Source organism: Microbacterium sp. ET2, from assembly GCF_030347395.1.
In the GTDB taxonomy this organism is placed as follows: Bacteria; Actinomycetota; Actinomycetes; order Actinomycetales; family Microbacteriaceae; genus Microbacterium; species Microbacterium albipurpureum.
Genome location: NZ_CP128170.1, coordinates 3,263,019 through 3,280,074, shown reverse-complemented (window position 1 = coordinate 3,280,074; position 17,056 = coordinate 3,263,019). Strand labels below are relative to the sequence as shown.

At 69.8% G+C, this 17,056-nt stretch carries 15 protein-coding genes; 3 read left to right on the top strand and 12 right to left on the bottom strand.

Annotated elements, in window-relative coordinates:
• Window positions 1-7: 7 nt before the first annotated feature.
• The 10 genes from QSU92_RS15875 to QSU92_RS15830 all read right to left on the bottom strand — a co-directional run bounded on the left by QSU92_RS15875 (window position 8) and on the right by QSU92_RS15830 (window position 10,965).
• Window positions 8-1,099: a UDP-N-acetylglucosamine--N-acetylmuramyl-(pentapeptide) pyrophosphoryl-undecaprenol N-acetylglucosamine transferase gene (locus QSU92_RS15875; RefSeq protein ID WP_289263358.1), complete on the bottom strand. Its 1,092-nt coding sequence runs from the start codon at window positions 1,097-1,099 to the stop codon at window positions 8-10.
• Complete coding sequence (ftsW, locus tag QSU92_RS15870; RefSeq protein ID WP_422880388.1) at window positions 1,096-2,325, bottom strand: putative lipid II flippase FtsW; 1,230 nt, start codon at window positions 2,323-2,325, stop codon at window positions 1,096-1,098. The genes QSU92_RS15875 and ftsW overlap by 4 nt, the downstream gene beginning before the upstream one ends.
• Window positions 2,270-3,832 (bottom strand): UDP-N-acetylmuramoyl-L-alanine--D-glutamate ligase, encoded by a 1,563-nt coding sequence (gene murD, locus QSU92_RS15865; protein ID WP_289263356.1) that lies wholly within the window; start codon window positions 3,830-3,832, stop codon window positions 2,270-2,272. Before murD ends, ftsW begins: the two co-directional genes overlap by 56 nt.
• Window positions 3,814-4,926 (bottom strand): phospho-N-acetylmuramoyl-pentapeptide-transferase, encoded by a 1,113-nt coding sequence (gene mraY / locus QSU92_RS15860; RefSeq protein WP_289263354.1) that lies wholly within the window; start codon window positions 4,924-4,926, stop codon window positions 3,814-3,816. The genes murD and mraY overlap by 19 nt, the downstream gene beginning before the upstream one ends.
• Window positions 4,923-6,335: a UDP-N-acetylmuramoyl-tripeptide--D-alanyl-D-alanine ligase gene (locus QSU92_RS15855; RefSeq protein WP_289263350.1), complete on the bottom strand. Its 1,413-nt coding sequence runs from the start codon at window positions 6,333-6,335 to the stop codon at window positions 4,923-4,925. The genes mraY and QSU92_RS15855 overlap by 4 nt, the downstream gene beginning before the upstream one ends.
• 17 nt (window positions 6,336-6,352) lie before the next feature.
• Window positions 6,353-8,140 carry a peptidoglycan D,D-transpeptidase FtsI family protein gene (locus QSU92_RS15850; RefSeq protein WP_289263348.1) on the bottom strand — a complete coding sequence of 596 codons (1,788 nt, stop codon included), beginning with the start codon at window positions 8,138-8,140 and terminating at the stop codon, window positions 6,353-6,355.
• A 5-nt stretch (window positions 8,141-8,145) separates the two neighbouring features.
• The gene (gene ftsL / locus QSU92_RS15845) at window positions 8,146-8,754 is read right to left on the bottom strand and encodes a cell division protein FtsL (RefSeq protein WP_289263346.1); all 609 of its coding nucleotides are present in this window, start codon (window positions 8,752-8,754) and stop codon (window positions 8,146-8,148) included.
• Window positions 8,751-9,707 carry a 16S rRNA (cytosine(1402)-N(4))-methyltransferase RsmH gene (gene rsmH, locus QSU92_RS15840; protein ID WP_289265935.1) on the bottom strand — a complete coding sequence of 319 codons (957 nt, stop codon included), beginning with the start codon at window positions 9,705-9,707 and terminating at the stop codon, window positions 8,751-8,753. Before rsmH ends, ftsL begins: the two co-directional genes overlap by 4 nt.
• Before the next feature lie 102 nt (window positions 9,708-9,809).
• Entirely contained in the window at window positions 9,810-10,241 is a 432-nt protein-coding gene (mraZ, locus tag QSU92_RS15835; protein WP_179559591.1) for a division/cell wall cluster transcriptional repressor MraZ, read from the bottom strand.
• Between the two features lie 355 nt (window positions 10,242-10,596).
• Window positions 10,597-10,965: a DUF3040 domain-containing protein gene (locus QSU92_RS15830; protein ID WP_289263345.1), complete on the bottom strand. Its 369-nt coding sequence runs from the start codon at window positions 10,963-10,965 to the stop codon at window positions 10,597-10,599.
• Between the two features lie 62 nt (window positions 10,966-11,027).
• Here QSU92_RS15830 and QSU92_RS15825 point away from each other — a divergent pair, with 62 nt between their 5' ends.
• Window positions 11,028-12,131, top strand: coding sequence for a polyprenyl synthetase family protein (locus tag QSU92_RS15825; protein WP_289263343.1), 1,104 nt, complete (start codon window positions 11,028-11,030; stop codon window positions 12,129-12,131).
• Between the two features lie 12 nt (window positions 12,132-12,143).
• Here QSU92_RS15825 and QSU92_RS15820 read toward each other — a convergent pair whose 3' ends face one another.
• Complete coding sequence (locus tag QSU92_RS15820; protein WP_289263341.1) at window positions 12,144-12,491, bottom strand: Rv2175c family DNA-binding protein; 348 nt, start codon at window positions 12,489-12,491, stop codon at window positions 12,144-12,146.
• 126 nt (window positions 12,492-12,617) lie between these two features.
• On the opposite strand from QSU92_RS15820, the gene QSU92_RS15815 reads away from it, so the two are divergent.
• Together QSU92_RS15815 and pknB are read left to right on the top strand one after the other, a co-directional pair.
• Entirely contained in the window at window positions 12,618-13,652 is a 1,035-nt protein-coding gene (locus QSU92_RS15815; protein WP_289263339.1) for a lytic transglycosylase, read from the top strand.
• 64 nt (window positions 13,653-13,716) lie between these two features.
• A complete protein-coding gene (pknB, locus tag QSU92_RS15810) occupies window positions 13,717-15,657 on the top strand; it encodes a Stk1 family PASTA domain-containing Ser/Thr kinase (RefSeq protein WP_289263337.1) in 1,941 nt (646 codons plus the stop codon).
• Between the two features lie 60 nt (window positions 15,658-15,717).
• Here the strand turns inward: pknB and QSU92_RS15805 are convergent, their stop codons facing one another.
• A complete protein-coding gene (locus tag QSU92_RS15805; protein WP_289263336.1) occupies window positions 15,718-17,055 on the bottom strand; it encodes a class II 3-deoxy-7-phosphoheptulonate synthase in 1,338 nt (445 codons plus the stop codon).
• Between the last annotated feature and the right edge of the window lies 1 nt (window position 17,056).

Genomic DNA, 17,056 nt, shown 5'->3' with positions numbered 1-17,056 from the left:
GCTGAGGTCACCGACCGCGACCGAGCGCCTCGTCGATGAGAGCGATGACCGCCTCGCTTCCCGAACGGGTGCCGACGGATGCGGCGGCGCGACGCATCGCCTCCAGACGCGGCTGATCCGTGAGGAGCGGGATGACTTCACGGCGCACCCGCTCGGCCGTGAAGTCCGCGTCCAGGATCAGCGCTGCCGCTCCGGCGGCCACGGCAGATGCGGCGTTGAGAGCCTGCTCGCCGTTGCCGACCGCGTAGGGGACGTAGACCGCGGGGATGCCGAGCGCGCTGATCTCGCTCACCGTCGCCGCTCCAGCGCGGGAGACCACGGCGTCGGCCAGCGCGAATGCGAGATCCATCCGATCGACATAGCGGCGCACGGCGTACCCGGCGACGTCCGGGTCGGGGGTGGCGCTCCGCTCCCCTGTGACGTGCAGCAGCTGCCAGCCGGCGTCGACCACGTCGCGCCAGGCCGCACCGCCGTCGTCTCCGAAGGATTCGTTCAGGCGCTGCGCGCCGAGCGATCCGCCGAACACCAGCAGCACGGGCCGAGCCGGGTCGAGACCGAAGGCCTCCGCGGCCTCTTCGCGTCGGGCGGCGGGATCGAGGTCGACGATCTCCCGGCGAAGCGGCATCCCGACGACCCGGGCACCGCGCAATCGCGTCCCCGTGAAGGCGACACCCACCGCCGCGGCCCGCCGTGCCCCCAGCACGTTGGCGAGCCCCGGACGGGCGTTGGCCTCGTGGACGACGGTCGGGATGCGCTCGCGCCGCGCGGCGACGTAGGCCGGCGCTGCGGCGTATCCGCCGAACCCGACGACCACCTCGGCCCTCCGTTCGCGCAGATGACGCCGTACCTGGGCGACCGCCCGCCCGAATCGCTGCGGGAACATCGCGGCGGCTCGGTCGGGCCGGCGGGGGAAGGGCACCTTGTCGACGAACAGCAGCTCGTAGCCGCGTTCGGGGACGAGCCGGGCCTCCAGACCCTCCCTCGTGCCGAGGACGAGCACCTCGGCGTCGGGCTCGCGCGCGCGCAGGGCGTCGGCGACCGCCAGCAGCGGATTGACGTGCCCGGCGGTGCCACCGCCGGCGAACAGGTAGGTCGTCACCCGACGACACTAACCGCCCGTCTGGGAGGGAGCGAACGCGCGAAGGACAGCAGCACGCCCGATGCCACGAGCACGGAGACGAGGGACGTTCCTCCCTGCGACATGAACGGCAGCGGCACACCGAGCACGGGGAACACCCGGAGCACCACGCCGATGTTGATCAGGGCCTGCCCGACCACCCAGACGGTGATGCCACCGGCGACGATGCGGACGAACGGGTCATCGGTACGCCGGATGACGTGGAAGGCCCCCACCGCGTAGAGCGCGATGAGACCGAGCACGACCGCGCAGCCGATCAGACCGAGCTCCTCGCCGACGATCGCGAAGATGTAGTCGTTGGCCGCGGCCGGGAGCCAGTCGTACTTCTCCTTGGAGTTGCCGAGCCCGAGGCCGAAGACGCCGCCGCCGGCCAGACCCCACATGCCGTGAAGGGGCTGATAGCAGTCGTTGAAGTAATCGTCGAGGCAGTTGGGATTGAGGAAGCTGAGGAAGCGGCGCATGCGGTCGGGGCTCGTGACGGCGAGCACGGCGACGGCCGCCGCGGCGGCGATGGCGGGGAGGATGAAGATGCGGAGGCGAACGCCGGAGAAGAACAGCGCGCCCAGCACGAGGAGCACCAGGATCATCGCTGTACCGAGGTCCCGACCGGCCAGCACCGTCGCGATGGCGAGGCCCGCGACGGGCACGAGCGGAATATAGACGTGTCGCCACATCGCCAGCAGCGTGCGCTTGCGGTAGAGCACGTACCCCACCCACAGTGCCAGGGCGAGCTTCAGGAACTCCGAGGGCTGCGCCTGGAATCCGGCGATGGTGATCCAGTTGCGGTTGCCGTCGGCGCCGTGCCCGAGGGGGGTGAACACCAGCAGCTGAAAGGCCACGGCCCCGATGAGCGCGGGCCACGCGATCTTCTTCCAGAACGTGATCGGCAGCCGACTGGCGATGAACATCAGCGGTACGCCGATCATCGCGAACACCGCCTGCTTCATCGCGGCGTCCCAGGGGGCCTGGCCTGCGGCTGTGGATGTGGCGGAGGTCGCGGAGAGCACCATCACCAGACCGAAGATCGTCAGCAGCAGCGCCGTGGAGGCGATGAGGAGGAACTCGCTCGGCACCGGGGCGAAGACCCGTCCGAGTGATACCCGGGCCGCGAGTCCGCGCCGCCCGTCGCCGTCAGGCGGGCTCGGTGGGGTGCGGGGGCTGCGGGTCTGCGTCGTCGTCACCGTCATCCCCCATCTCGATCCATCGCTGCACGGCGGCAGCGAACTGCCTTCCGCGGTCGGCGTAGGAGGAGAACTGATCGAACGACGCCGCGGCGGGGGCGAGGAGGACCACATCCCCGTCACGGGCGACCTGCGCGGCCAGTTCGACCGCCTGCGCCATGACGTCCTCAGTCTCGTCGCGGGTCACCTCGTAGACGGGGACGTCCGGCGCGTGTCGCGAGAACGCCGAGACCACCGCGGCTCGGTCCTCGCCGATGACGACAGCCGCGCGCACCTTCGCCGCGACCTGGGTGACGAGCGGGGCGATCTCCACGCCCTTCAGCAGTCCCCCGACGATCCAGATCGCCCCCGGGAACGCTGAGAGCGACGACGCCGCGGCGTGCGGATTGGTCGCCTTCGAGTCATCCACCCAGACGATCCCCCGGTGCGACGCGACGATCTCGATGCGGTGAGGGTCGAGCCGGAACCGGCGCAGCGCATCGCGGATGGCCGTCGGAGGGACATCGAGGGCCCGGGCCAGCGCCGCAGCGGCGAGGATGTTCGCCACCATGTGCGGTGCGGCGAGGCCCCGCTCGGCCAGTTCGGCCACCGTGGTCAGCTCCAGGGCGCTGGTGCGGCGATCGTCGAGGAAGGCCCGGTCGACGAGGATCCCGTCGACGACGCCGAGGTCGCTCGGCCCCGGAACCCCCAGGTCGAATCCGATGGCGCGGGCGCCCTCGACGACCTCGGCCTCCTCCACCATGGTGCGGGTCGCGACATCCGACTTGTTGTAGACGCACGCGACCCGCGTGTTGTCGTACACGTGCGCCTTGGCGTCGCGGTACGCCGCGAACGACCCGTGCCATTCCAGGTGGTCCTCGGCGAGGTTGAGGCACACGCTGCCGTGCGGTGAGACCGGCGCCGGGCCGGTCTGGCGTCCCAGATACCAGAGCTGGTGGCTGGACAGCTCGACGACGAGCACGTCGAAGCCGCCGGGATCGCGGACGGCGTCGAGCACGGGGGTGCCGATGTTGCCGACCGGGGCGGCGCGCAACCCGCCGGCGACGAGCATCTCGGCGACGAGGCGCGTCGTGGTCGTCTTGCCGTTGGTCCCGGTCACCAGCACCCAGCCGGCGGGCCGGCCGTCCTGGCGGACCACCTTGTCCCGCACGCGCCACGCCAGCTCGATGTCGCCCCACAGGGCGATGTCCTCGTCCACGCACCACGCGATGACGGGGTGATGAGGAGAGAAGCCCGGCGAGGCGATGACGACCTCGGGCGCGAAGGAGCGCAGCGCCTCGGGAACCGAGCCGAGGGGGCCGATGACGGCGTCGACGCCGATCACGGGGAGGAGCTTCTCGTATTCGGGCTCGGCCGCCTCGGAGAACACCCGCACCTGCGCGCCGAGCTCGGCGAGGGTGTCGGCCGCGGCGAACCCCGTCACCGACAGGCCGAGGACCGCGACGCGCAGTCCCGACCAGTCCGCGTACCAGCTCGTGAGGCCGTCCAGACGGGTCATGTCTGCGAGAGCCATTCGACGTAGAAGAACCCGACGCCCGAGACCGCGAGGAGGCCGGCGATGATCCACATCCGCACCACGATGGTGATCTCCGACCACCCCCGCATCTCCAGATGGTGGTGCAGGGGACTCATGAGGAAGAGTCGCTTGCCGCGCGTCAGCTTGAAGTAGACGCGCTGGAGGATGACAGAGCCGGAGGCGATCACGTAGACGCCCGCGACGAGCACCATGAGCAGCTCGGTCCGGGTCAGGATCGCCATCGCCGCGAGGACGCCGCCGATCGCCATCGATCCGACATCGCCCATGAAGACCTGCGCCTTCGGCGCATTCCACCAGAGGAATCCGACCAGCGCCCCGACGAACGCGGCGGAGACGATCGCGAGGTCGAACGGGTCTCGCGTGGCGTAGCACGCCGAGAGTCCGCCCGGACTCAATTCCCCGCCGCCGAAGCACGCCTGATTGAACTGCCAGAAGGCGATGAGGCTGTAGGCGCCGACGACGAAGATGCCGGCTCCCGCGGCGAGACCGTCCAGCCCGTCGCTGACATTCACGGAATTGGAGGCGGCGACGCCGATGAAGGAGATCCAGGCCAGGTACAGCAGCCATCCGAGGATGGGCCCGAGGGCGAAGAACCACAGCACCTGCACGTCGCGGAACACCGAGATGTAGGGCGAAGCGGGCGTCTCGTTGTAGATGTTGGGGAAGTTCAGCGCGACGATGCCGAACGGCACCGCGACGATGACCTGACCCACGATCTTGCGCCACCCGCTCAGGCCGAGGCTGCGCTGGCTGCGGACCTTCATGAAGTCGTCGATGAAGCCGACGGTGCCGAACCCGACCATCATCCACAGCACGAGCAGACCCGACACGGTGGGTGGGTTGTTCCCCGCCACGCCGCCGACGAGGTAGCCGATGATGGTGCCGGCGATGAAGATCGTCCCGCCCATCGTGGGCGTTCCGCGCTTCTCGCCGTGGCTCGGGTTGCGGATATCGTCGGGGGTGCGGATCACCTGACCCCACCCCCACCGACGGAACAGCCGAAGGAAGACCGGGGTGAGGAAGAGGGTGAAGGCCAGCGAGATCGCCGCGGCGGTCAGGAGGGATCTCACGAGAAGAATCCTCCCAGTCGGTCGCCGAGGAACCTCAGGCCCGCGGAGTTGGACGACTTCACCAGCACCCGGTCGCCGTCGCGAAGCTCGCCGGTGAGGTAGTCGTAGGCCTCATCGGCGGTGGCGAAGAAGACCGCCTCGCCGTCCCACGAACCTTCCCCGACGGCAGCGAGGAAGAGGCGGCGGGCCTCGGGGCCGATGACGACGATGCGCTGGATGCCGAGTCGCACGGCCTGGAGCCCGATGCGGTCGTGCTCCTCGCCGGCGTACTCCCCCAACTCGCTCATCGCACCGAGGACGGCGACCGTGCGCTCCCCCGGCCCGGTGATCTGGGCAAGCGTGCGCAGGGCCGCGGACATCGAGTCGGGGCTGGCGTTGTAGGCGTCGTTGATGATCCGCACGCGCGGCGACCCCAGGGGCTGCATGCGCCACCGCTCGGCGAGTTCGACCGTCTCCAGGCGAGCGACCGCGTCGTCGAGCGACACGCCGAGCGCGGTGGCTGCGGCGATCGCGGCCAGGGCGTTCATCACGTGGTGCTCGCCGAGCACACGCAGGCGCAGGGGTGCCGACGAGTCATCGACGAAGACCGTGCACGACGTGCCGTCGGCGGTCACCTCGACGTCCTCGGCCCGCACCTCGGCGGTGTCCCCTCGGCCGAACCAGCGCACGGCGGCGGGCCGCTCCGCCGCGATCGGGGCCATCTGGATCACGCGCGGGTCATCGGCGTTCAGCACCGCCACACCCCCGGGACGCAGTGCCTGGACGAGTTCGGACTTGGCGCGGAAGGTTCCCTCGATCCCGCCGAATCCGCCGGCGTGGGCCATGCCGACCATGAGGACGACCGAGATGTCGGGGTGGACGAGACCGGCGAGTGCGGCGATGGCCCCCGGGCCGCTCGCACCGAACTCGCTCACGAGGTAGCGGGTGTCCTCGGTCACGCGGAGCATCGTCAGCGGTGCCCCGACCTCGTTGTTGTAGGAGGCGCGGGGGGCGACGGTCTCTCCCTCGTCCTGGAGGATGCGCGCCAGGAGGTTCTTCGTGGTGGTCTTGCCGTTCGAGCCGGTGATCCCGATGACCTTCAGCGTCCCCCGGGACCGCACCCGGGCGACGACGTCGCGGGCGAGATCGGCCAGGGCCTGCACCACGTCGGGCACGACGATCTGGGTGATGGGCTCGTCGAGCGGCCGCTCGACGATCGCGAGCACCGCACCGGCCCGGTGCGCCGCCGAGACGAACAGGTGGCCGTCGGTGGTCTCACCGGGTTTGGCGACGAAGATGTCGCCCGGGCCGATGGCGCGGGAGTCGGTATCGACAGCCCCCGAGACCTCGGTGTCGACGGTGTCGTCGCCGACGAGGAGGAGGTTTCCGCCGAGCGTCAGGGCGATGTGGTGCAGGGAGAGGGAGATCATGTGTCAAAGGGAGGTCGTCAGCCGAACTTCGGCAGGACAGGCGGTTGCGTCGTGGACGGCATGACCCGGTAGGTCTTGAGCACCTGCGTCATCGCCTGCTGGAATGCCGCGGCGTTGGCCACAGATGACTTTACCTTGGTGGGCTCGTCCAGCGTCACGGCGACGACGTACTGCGGGTCGTCCGCAGGTGCGAAACCGATCATCGTGGTGAAGTACGCACCGCTCTTGTAGCCGCCCGTCACGGGGTCGGACTTCTCACCGGTGCCGGTCTTGACGGCGATGCGATAGCCCGGCACGGCGATCTCTTCGGCGTAGTTCGCCTGCAATGCGACGTTCTCCAGGATCTGCTGCACCTGAGTCGCGGTGTCTTCGCTCACCACGCGAGTCGGCTCGGGGGTGTCGGGGGTGGTGACGGTGCCGTCGGCCGAGGTGCAGCTCTCCACGAGCGTCAGCGGAACACGCTCGCCGTCGTTGGCGATGGCACCGTAGGCACCGACGAGCTCGGGAAGGGTCGTGGTGAGACCTTGCCCGTACGTGGTGTTGTACACGGTCTGGTTGTCCCACTCGGCGGCTGGTCGGAGAAGGCCCGTCTGCTCGCCGGGAAACTCCACCGCGCTCCCCTCTCCGACGCCGAAGCGCTGGAGGTACTCGTAGCGCGTCTGCGGATCGACCGTCTCACTGATCCGGGAGATGGCGGCGTTGGAGGAGTCGATGAGCACACCGGTGAGGGTGTAGTTGTACGCGGGGTGGACGAAGGAGTCCCGCACACGTGCGCCGTTGGCGAAGGTCTCGGTGCTGGCGGCGACCACCGTCGACTGCGTGTTCTGTCCCCCGGCATCGATCACGGTGGCGGCCGTGAGCGCCTTGAACGTCGATCCGGGTTCGAACCAGTCGGTGAAGATCCGGCTCTTGCGGTCGTCGTCCGGTGAGGCCGCGACGTTGTTGGGGTCGACGGAGGGGAACTCCGCCGCCGCCCGGATCTTGCCGGTGTCAACCTCGGTGACCATGATCGACCCGCTCATCGCACCCATGTCCTGCACCTGCTCGGCGATGAGCTGCATGAGATACCACTGCAGATCCCGGTCGATCGTCAGCTCGAGGGTGCCGCCGTCCACTGCGGGGTCCTCGACCTCGGTACCGGGGATGATGACGCCGTCCTTGCCGCGCTGGAAACGGAGCTGCCCGTCGGTGGCGGTGAGACAGCCGTCCTGGCTCAGCTCCAGCCCGGCGAGAGGCACCTCGTCCGTGCCCATGAACCCGATGAGGTTTCCCGCGACCGCACCATCGGGGTAGGTCCGGGCAGGATGCTGCTCGAAGGTCAGGTACGGCAGCTTCAGGTCGGCCAGCGCGCGGTACTGCTCGGTGGAGATCCCGCGCTGGATGAACTCGTACTGGTCTGCAGGATCGGCGGCCAGAGCCGATGCGACGATCCGCTGGATGTCGTCGGCTTCCTGCCCGGTGACGGAGCCGATGAGGCCCGACGCCTCGGGCCACGTCAGGGTGGATTCGATCTCGTCGTCGTCCGCCCGGGTGATGTCGCCGGTGTTCTTGGGATCGATCACCACGTCATAGCGCAGAATGCTGCCGGCCAGGGTGTTGCCGGCGGTGTCGATGATCGCCCCTCGCGAGCCGTGGAGATCCCGGGATCCGCTGAACGCCCACTCCAACGAGTCTTCGATGTGCTCGTCGGCGTTGACCACCTGGATATCCACGAGGCGCACGATGAAGCCGACGAGGACCGCCAGCACGACGGCCAGCGCGACCACCGTGCGGCGGCGAGGACTGCGGCTTGCTCGGGTGGTCATCGGTCTCAGTTTGTGGCGGGAGTCGGCAGAGTGTCGGCCACCGGCGGCGGCGTGTCGGTGAGCCCGGCCCCGGTGGTGGCCACCGGGGCCCCCTGGATGGTGGCGTCCGGTTCGGTCACCAGCGGCCGGTCGGCGATGAGGTCGTTGGCGACCGAACCGCGTCCGAGCGCGTCGATCGACGCGCCGCCCTCCGCCGCGATACCGGCACCGAGGACGGCGCCGTCGCTCAGACGCAGGTAATTGGGCGACTCCTCGATGACCATGCCGAGCGCCGCCGCGTTGGCCGCGAGGTACTGGGGCGAACTGAGCCCGGCGACATCATCCGAGAGCATCTGCCGCTGCCACTGCAGCTCACTCTGCTGCTGGGTCAGGGAGGAGATCTCGTAGGAGCTCTGGGTGGTGAGGATCGAGAGCATCATCTGCACCCCGGCGATGGCCAGGGCGGCGACGACGGCGACGATCCCGTAGGCGAGCCGTGGCCGTCGCCGCGGACGCGGTGCGGTCTGCTCGACCGGCCGCAGCCGGCGCTCGCCCGCCCGGCCGGGCGCGCTGGGGTGGGTCGAGCGCGCCCCCGTGGGAGAGCTCGGTCGTGCGGCGATCAGGGGTGCGCTCATGCCGCGGTCTCTCTCACTCGTTCGACGGCTCGCAGCCGCACTGGGGTGGCGCGGGGGTTGTGCGCCTTCTCGTCGGCATCCGCCTGCTCGGCTCCGCGGACCAGCAGCCGGAAGCGGGGAGCGTGCTCGGGAAGCTCGACCGGAAGTCCGCGCGGGGAGGTGGAGGCCACAGCGTCGGCGAAGACGCGCTTGACCAGCCGGTCCTCCAGCGACTGGTAGGACAGCACCACCATGCGCCCGCCGACGACCAGCTGCTCGAGGGCTGCGGGAATCGCCGCCTCGAGGGCGGCCAGTTCGGCGTTGACCTCGATCCGCAGCGCCTGGAACACCCGCTTGGCGGGATGGCCGGTGCGCTGCGCGGCATACGGAGTGGCGCGCGTGAGGACGTCGACGAGCTGACCGGAGCGTTCGATCGGCGCCTCAGCCCGTGCGGCCACGATGGCCCGGGCGTAGCGGCCGGCGAGCTTCTCCTCGCCGTATCGTTCGAAGATCCGCCGCAGTTGACCTTCACTGAAGGTGGCGAGCACATCGGCGGCGGTGACCCCGGTGGACTGGTCCATCCGCATGTCGAGAGGAGCGTCCCGCGAGTAGGCGAAACCGCGATCGACCTCGTCCAGTTGGAGCGAGGACACGCCGAGGTCGAACAGGATGCCGTGAACGGCGTCGACCCCGACGCTGTCGAGGGCGGCGCCGAGGCCGTCGTAGACGGTGTGGACGAGGTCGACCCGATCGCCGAAGGAGGCCAGACGCTCGCCGGCGATCCGCAGGGCGTCGCGGTCGCGATCCAGTCCGATCAGGTGGAGGTCGGGGAAGCGTTCGAGGAACGCTTCGCTGTGCCCACCCATCCCGAGCGTCGCGTCGACGAAGACCGCTCCTGGCGCTTGGAGGGCGGGTCCGAGCATCTCGAGACAGCGCTCGAGCAGGACGGGGGTGTGGATGTCGCGGGGGTTCATGATCGTGGGGCCGGGTCCCCCGGCTCTGATCCCCATCCGCTTCGACCTGGCGCCGGGGAAGTGCGACAGGGCGGCAGCGGCTGGGAGTCACAGCCGGGGGCGTCAGAAGAGGCCGGGGATCACCTCCTGCTCCATCTCTGAGTAGCTGTCCTCGTTGGCGAGGGCGTAGGCGTTCCAGGCCTCCGCGTCCCAGATCTCAGCGTGCGCGCCGACACCGGTGACGACGAGGTCCTTCTCCAGCCCCGCGTAGGAGCGCAGGGGCGGCGGGATGGTGATGCGGTTCTGCCCGTCCGGCTTCTCGGCGCTCGCCCCCGAGAGGAACATGCGGAGGAAGTCGCGCGCCTGCTTGTTGCTCAGCGGCGCCTCGCGGATGCGGTCGTGGACACGCTCGAACTCGCTCTCGCTGAAGACGTAGAGGCAGCGCTCCTGACCACGGGTGATGACGATGCCGCCGCCGAGGTCGTCGCGGAACTTGGCCGGAAGGATGACCCGGCCTTTGTCGTCGAGCTTGGGAGTGTGCGTACCCAGCAGCATCGGCACACCACCCCCTTCTTCGTCCGGCCTTCGAAGATGTTCGCCACTTTACTCCACTTTCCTCCACTTCGATACCCCGAAGCCTTGTTCACCCGCGATTTTCTGGGGCAGACGGCGGCCTCGTGCCGGGCCCGCCGGCTGCCGGATGCACGCTCACCGCCGGCCGCACACGGGAGGAGTCCGGCCCCGGGGCGGTGAAGTCGCGGCATCCCGTCCTCCGACGCGGCGATCTCCTCCCGCGTGCGCGCACGGGGAGGGAAATGGAGACGCGGAGGTGAGCCAGCGGCGCGGGCATGAAAGAGCACCGACCCGAAGGTCGGTGCTCTGGAAGTGGATGCGGGCGATCAGCCGGCGATCATCGTTCGCCCTGCCGGCGGTCCCAGCGGTCGTTCATGCGATCCATGAAGGACCCCCCGGCGGCGGCGCGCCCGGGATTCGTCTTCACCGGTCGAGGCTCGGACCTCGGTGCCCCCCGTGCGGGAGTCACCGCGAGGATGACGCCGCCAAGCATCACGACGAATGCGATCACTCCGACGACGATGAGCTTCAGCGCCACACCGGCGATCAGGCCACCCAGGCCCAGCAGCACGAGGATCGTGCCGTACACGATGTTGCGATAGCTGAGGGCGCGCCCTTCACGCGCGCTGACCACGTCGGCGTCGTTGCGCATGAGATGACGTTCCATCTCATCCAGCAGACGCTGCTCCTGTTCGGAGAGTGGCATGGGTCCCCCTCTGGATCCGGTTGGACGATTCTACGCGTCCCGCTGATTACTAGGCTAGGGCCGTGTCATCTTCCGCGGGCGCCGTAGAGGCTGTTTCTCAGCGACTGAACAACTTCCTCGCACGTCAGCGTGCCGAGGCGCAGGAGCTCGGCGACGAGGCGGCGATGATCATCGACGCCGCCGCCGACGCCCTGACCGGCGGCAAGCGCTTGCGGGGACGTTTCCTCATCGCCGGGTGGCGGGCGGTCCACGAGGCGCGATCGCGGGCCGAAGACCCGCCTGCGCCCGTGATCGGCGCCGCCGCGGCGCTGGAGATCTTCCACGCCGCCGCCCTCGTGCACGACGACGTCATCGACAACTCCGACACCCGCCGCGGCCGCCCCTCCGCACATCGCGCGCTGGAAGCGAGGCACCGCGCCTCGGGCTGGCGTGGCGACGCCGCCGCGTTCGGCCGTTCCGGCGCCATCCTGCTCGGCGACCTCCTGGTCGCGTGGAGCGACGACCTCTTCGAGGAATCCCTCGCCGAGATGGATCGCTCACGGGATGCCGCGGCCGCGACCGCGCGGGAGGAATACGCCCGCATGCGTCGTGAGGTCACGGTCGGACAGTTCCTCGACATCGCCGAGGAGTCCGCCTTCCGTGTCGCGCCCGACGAGGAGCACGCCGGGCGGGCCCTGCGCGTAGCGTCGTTCAAGTCGGCGCGTTACAGCATCCAGCAGCCGCTCGTCATCGGCGCCGCCCTCGCGGGTGGTTCCGACGCCCAGCGCGGAGCTCTCGCCGCCTTCGGTCACCCGCTCGGAATGGCCTTCCAGCTGCGCGACGATGTGCTCGGCGTCTTCGGCGACTCGGCCGAGACCGGCAAGCCCGCCGGTGACGACCTGCGCGAGGGCAAGCGAACGGTGCTCGTCGCCTATGCCCGCGAGGCCATCGGCACCTCGGCACGCCAGATCGTCGACGAACTCGTCGGCGATCCCGCTCTGGACGACGAGCAGATCGGATCCCTGCAGCGGACCATCATCGACAGCGGCGCGCTGGAGCGCGTGGAGACCCTCATCGAGGAGTACTCCTCGGAGGCCGGCCGGGCGCTGTCGGGCGCGGACCTCGGCCACGCGGCCGTCAACGACCTGCGGGAGCTCGCCCGCGCGGCGACCGTTCGCGTGGCCTGATCGCTCGCGCGTTCAGGCGAGGGTCTGAGCGACCCGCCGCACCTCGCTCTTTCGACCCGCGAGCAGCGCCTCGATCGGTGCGACGCCGATCGACTCCTCAGGGTTCAGCAGCCAGTCGATGGCCTCGTCATCGCTGAAGCCGGCATCGCCGAGCACGATGACGGTTCCCCGCAGGGAGCCCAACGGCTTGCCGTCGACGATGAACACGGCCGGCACCGAGAGTGCGCCGTGCCGCCGCGAGCCGACGAGGGCGCGGTCGTCGAGCAGCCGCCGAACGCGCCCGAGGGGAAGGTCGAGAGCCTCGACCAGTTCGGGAAGGGTGAGCCACTCGGTGGGTACAGATGCGTCTTTCTCCGCCACGGAGCAACTATCTCACCTCGGCCACATGAAGACATCCTCATGTTTCACATCCGTCACTTCCGTTGACAGTGGTTTACACGCGTGACACCGTAGCTCGCGGGGAGAATCCCCGCAGGGAGGACCGCCATGTCTCGCTCACGAACCGTCCGGCTCACCACGGCCCGCCTCGCCCTTCCCGCGACCGCACTGGGTGCGCTCGCGGTCGCGATGCTGCCGGCACCGCCCGCCACGGCGAACGAGGCCGCTCCCCTCGCCCGGGAAGGCGCCGGGCGATCATCGCTCGGCACCGCTTCGTCGGTGGATCGCGCACCCGTGATCCTCCCCGCCCACAGCGCCGGACCGGAGAGCGTCGTGGTCCAGGCCGGAGACACGATCAGCGCGATCGCTGCCCGCCACGGCCTTCGGACCACCGACGTCCTGGCTCTGAACGGGCTGGGCTGGAGCAGCGTCATCCATCCCGGTCAGGTCATCCGTCTGAGCGGCGGCTCCGCCCCACCCGCAGCGCCGCCCGCGCCCGCGGCGCCGTCGGCACCCGCGGCCACGACGGCGTACACCGTCGTGGCCGGAGACACGATCAGCGCGATCGCGCGCCGCCACGGGGTGTCGACCCAGGCGGTGCTCGATGCGAACAGCCTCCAATCATCGTCCATCATCTACCCCGGCCAGGCGATCGCGATCCCGTCGGCGACCGCGCCTGCGCCCGCCGCCGCTCCCTCCCCCGCGCCCGCGCCCGTCCTGGCGGCCGAGACGGTGACGCTGGACGACGAGCAGATCGGCAACGTGCGGACCATCATCGCGGTGGGCCGCGAGCGGGGCGTCTCCGAGCGGGGCATCGCGATCGCGCTCGGAACCGCCATGGTCGAATCGTGGCTGCGCAACCTCGACTGGGGCGACCGCGATTCTCTGGGCCTGTTCCAGCAGCGACCCAGCACCGGGTGGGGAAGCGCCGACGAGGTCCGCGACCCGGTCCGGGCGACCGCGGCGTTCTTCGGGGGCCCGGCGGATCCCAACGGATCGCGTACCCGTGGCCTACTCGACATCCCCGGCTGGGAGTCCATGTCCTTCGCCGGCGCCGCGCAGGCCGTGCAGATCTCGGCGTTCCCGGATCGTTATGCGAAGTGGGAGGCGCCCGCCTACGCGTGGCTCGCGACCTACGGGTGATCCGTGTGGACGCCGGGGTGAGCCGCTGCCCGGGCTCTGACCCCGCCGTCCGTAGACTCTGACCGTGAGCACGAGTCAGCAGGCCGACCCGCTGATCGGACGTCTCGTCGACGGCCGATACCGGGTCCGCGCGCGCATCGCGCGCGGTGGCATGGCGACCGTGTACGTGGCCACCGACCTGAGGCTCGAGCGCCGCATCGCCCTGAAGGTGATGCACGGTCATCTCAGCGACGATTCCGTCTTCCAGAGCCGCTTCATCCAAGAGGCCCGCGCCGCCGCGCGGCTCGCCGACCCGCACGTGGTCAATGTCTTCGACCAGGGCCAGGACGGCGACATGGCCTACCTCGTCATGGAGTACCTGCCGGGGATCACTCTGCGCGAGCTGATGCGCGAGCAGCGCCGCCTCACGATCCCCCAGACCATCACGATCATGGACGCCGTGCTCTCGGGTCTGGCCGCCGCGCACCGCGCCGGCATCATCCACCGCGACGTCAAGCCCGAGAACGTGCTCCTCGCCGAGGACGGTCGCATCAAGATCGGCGATTTCGGACTCGCGCGTGCGGCGACGGCGAACACCGCCAGCGGGGCTCAGCTCCTCGGCACGATCGCCTACCTCGCCCCGGAGCTGGTCACGCGGGGGGTCGCCGACGCGCGCTCGGACATCTACGCCCTCGGCATCATGCTCTACGAGATGCTCGTGGGCGAGCAGCCCTACAAGGGAGAGCAGCCGATGCAGATCGCCTTCCAGCACGCCACCGACTCCGTGCCGCGCCCGAGTGCGAAAAACCCCGGTGTCCCCGAGCAGCTGGACGAGCTCGTCCTGTGGTCGACCGAGAAGAACCCCGACGAGCGCCCGGTCGACGCCCGGGAGATGCTCGACAGACTGCGCGAGATCGAACGGCAGCTCGGCGTCGCGCCGCAGGTCACGAGGACCTCCGGCCGCGGCATCCCCGATGACGACGGCCTCCCCTCTGGCGAGCTCACCCAGGTGCTGCCCGGCTCGGTGACCGGGCCGGCGGCCATCGTCAGCGACACCGACAACGCCGCGCGTCTGCGCCAGGTGACCCGCCGCCGCACGGTGAGGGGCGCATGGCTGATCGCGCTCGTGGTCCTCCTCGCCGCCCTGGCCGCCGGGACGGGCTGGTGGTTCGGGTCGGGTCCCGGGTCGCTCGTCGCGGTTCCGGATGTCCGCGGCGCGACGTTCGCCGAAGCGCAGACCAGCCTCGCAGAGCAATCGCTGCGCGCAGAGGAGCGGGGCGAGTACAGCGTCGATGTGGAGACGGGTCTTGTGATCGAGACCGATCCTCCGCCGGGAGCGCGGGTGGACAAGGATGCGCTCGTCACCGTCGTCGTCTCGCTCGGGCCGGCGGAGGTCGCCCTCGGCCGAGTGATCGACCTCCCCGTCGATCAGGTGCGCGATCTCCTGGCGCAGAACGTCATCACCACGCGTGAGGACGCGGAGTTCTTCACCGATGCACCGGCAGGCACGGTGGTCGGCATGCGGATCCACCCCCGCGCCGGCGGCGACGACATCGACTGCGGCGAGGGCTGCACCGCGCGTCAGGCGGACGAGGCGACGCTGCTGATCTCGCGCGGCCCGGTGCCGAACGTGGCGGGCGACTCCGTCGACGCCGCGCGGTCGGCACTCGGCGGGGTGCAGCTCGCCGTCGCCGACCAGGTCATCGAGCAGAGCAGTGACGCCTACGCCTCCGGGGAGGTCATCGGCATCGCCGACCGCGACGGCGGGGGCTGGTGGCAGCCCGGGGACACGGTCACCCTCATCGTCTCCACAGGGCCTCCCCTGTTCGAGATCCCGAACGTGGTCGGGCAGACCCGCGACGGGGCCATCGCCGCACTGGAGGATGCGGGATTCCAGGTGGACTACGCGGTCTTCTTCGCAGCGATCCCCGATTCCCTGACCGAGGTCGTCAGCATGGATCCGGGTGCCGGGGAATTCGTCGTCCGCGGAACGCGCATCTACATCCAGCTCACTGTCACCGGCTGACACTGTCACCGGCTGACACTGTCACCGGCTGACAGGGCGACCGGGTGGCACCCGGCCGGGTCAGCGCTTCTCGAGCTCCTCGGCGACCAGGAACGCCAGTTCCAGGCTCTGCATGTGGTTCAGACGCGGGTCGCACAGCGATTCATAGCGCGTCGCGAGGGTGGCCTCGTCGATCATCTCTGACCCGCCGAGGCATTCGGTCACGTCGTCGCCGGTGAGCTCCACGTGGATGCCGCCAGGGAACGTGCCGACCGCGCGGTGCGCCTCGAAGAACCCGCGCACCTCATCCACGACGTCGTCGAACCGACGTGTCTTGTAGCCGGTGGGGGTCGTGATGCCGTTGCCGTGCATCGGATCGGTGACCCACAGAGGCATCGCCCCGGAGTCGCGGACGGCCTCCAGAAGGGGCGGCAGCGCGTCGCGGATCTTCCCGGCGCCCATGCGCGTGATGAAGGTCAGCCGGCCGGGTTCGCGCTCCGGATCGAGCTTGTCGATGAGGGCGAGTGCCGTGTCGGGCGTGGTGGCCGGGCCGAGCTTCACACCGATGGGGTTGCGGATGCGCGAGAAGTAGTCGATGTGTGCGCCGTCGAGGTCGCGCGTGCGCTCCCCGATCCAGACGAAGTGGGCCGAGGTGTTGTACGGAGTGCCGGTGCGCGAATCGATGCGGGTCATCGGGCGCTCGTAGTCCATGAGCAGGCCCTCATGCCCGGTGTAGAACTCCACGCGCTTGAGCTCGTCGAAGTCGGCGCCTGCCGCCTCCATGAACTTGATGGCACGGTCGATCTCCGTCGCGAGCCGCTCGTACTGCTGGTTGGCGGGGTTCTTGGCGAATCCCTGGTTCCAGCTGTGCACCTCGCGGAGATCCGCGAAGCCGCCCTGGGTGAAGGCCCGGATCAGGTTGATCGTCGACGCGGCCGTGTGATAGCCCTTCAGCAGCCGCGCCGGATCGGCTTTGCGCGACTCCTCGGTGAAGTCGTATCCGTTGACGATGTCGCCCCGGTAGGCCGGAAGCGTCACCTCGCCGCGGGTCTCGGTGTTGCTCGAGCGGGGCTTGGCGAACTGCCCCGCCATGCGCCCCATCTTCACGACCGGCATCGATGCGCCGTACGTGAGCACGACAGCCATCTGCAGCACCGTCTTGATGCGGTTGCGGATCTGCTCCGCCGTCGCACCCGCGAAGGTCTCGGCGCAGTCTCCCCCCTGCAGGAGGAAGGCCTGGCCGGCGGCGGCGCGACCGAGGCGGTCGCGCAGCATGTCCACCTCACCGGCGAAGACCAGCGGCGGAAGGGTCGCGAGCTCCGCGGACGCCGCCGCGGCGGCGTCGAGGTCATACCACTGCGGCTGCTGTTTGATGGGCAGGGAACGCCAGTGGTCGAGACCGTCCGAGGGAGCGAGCATC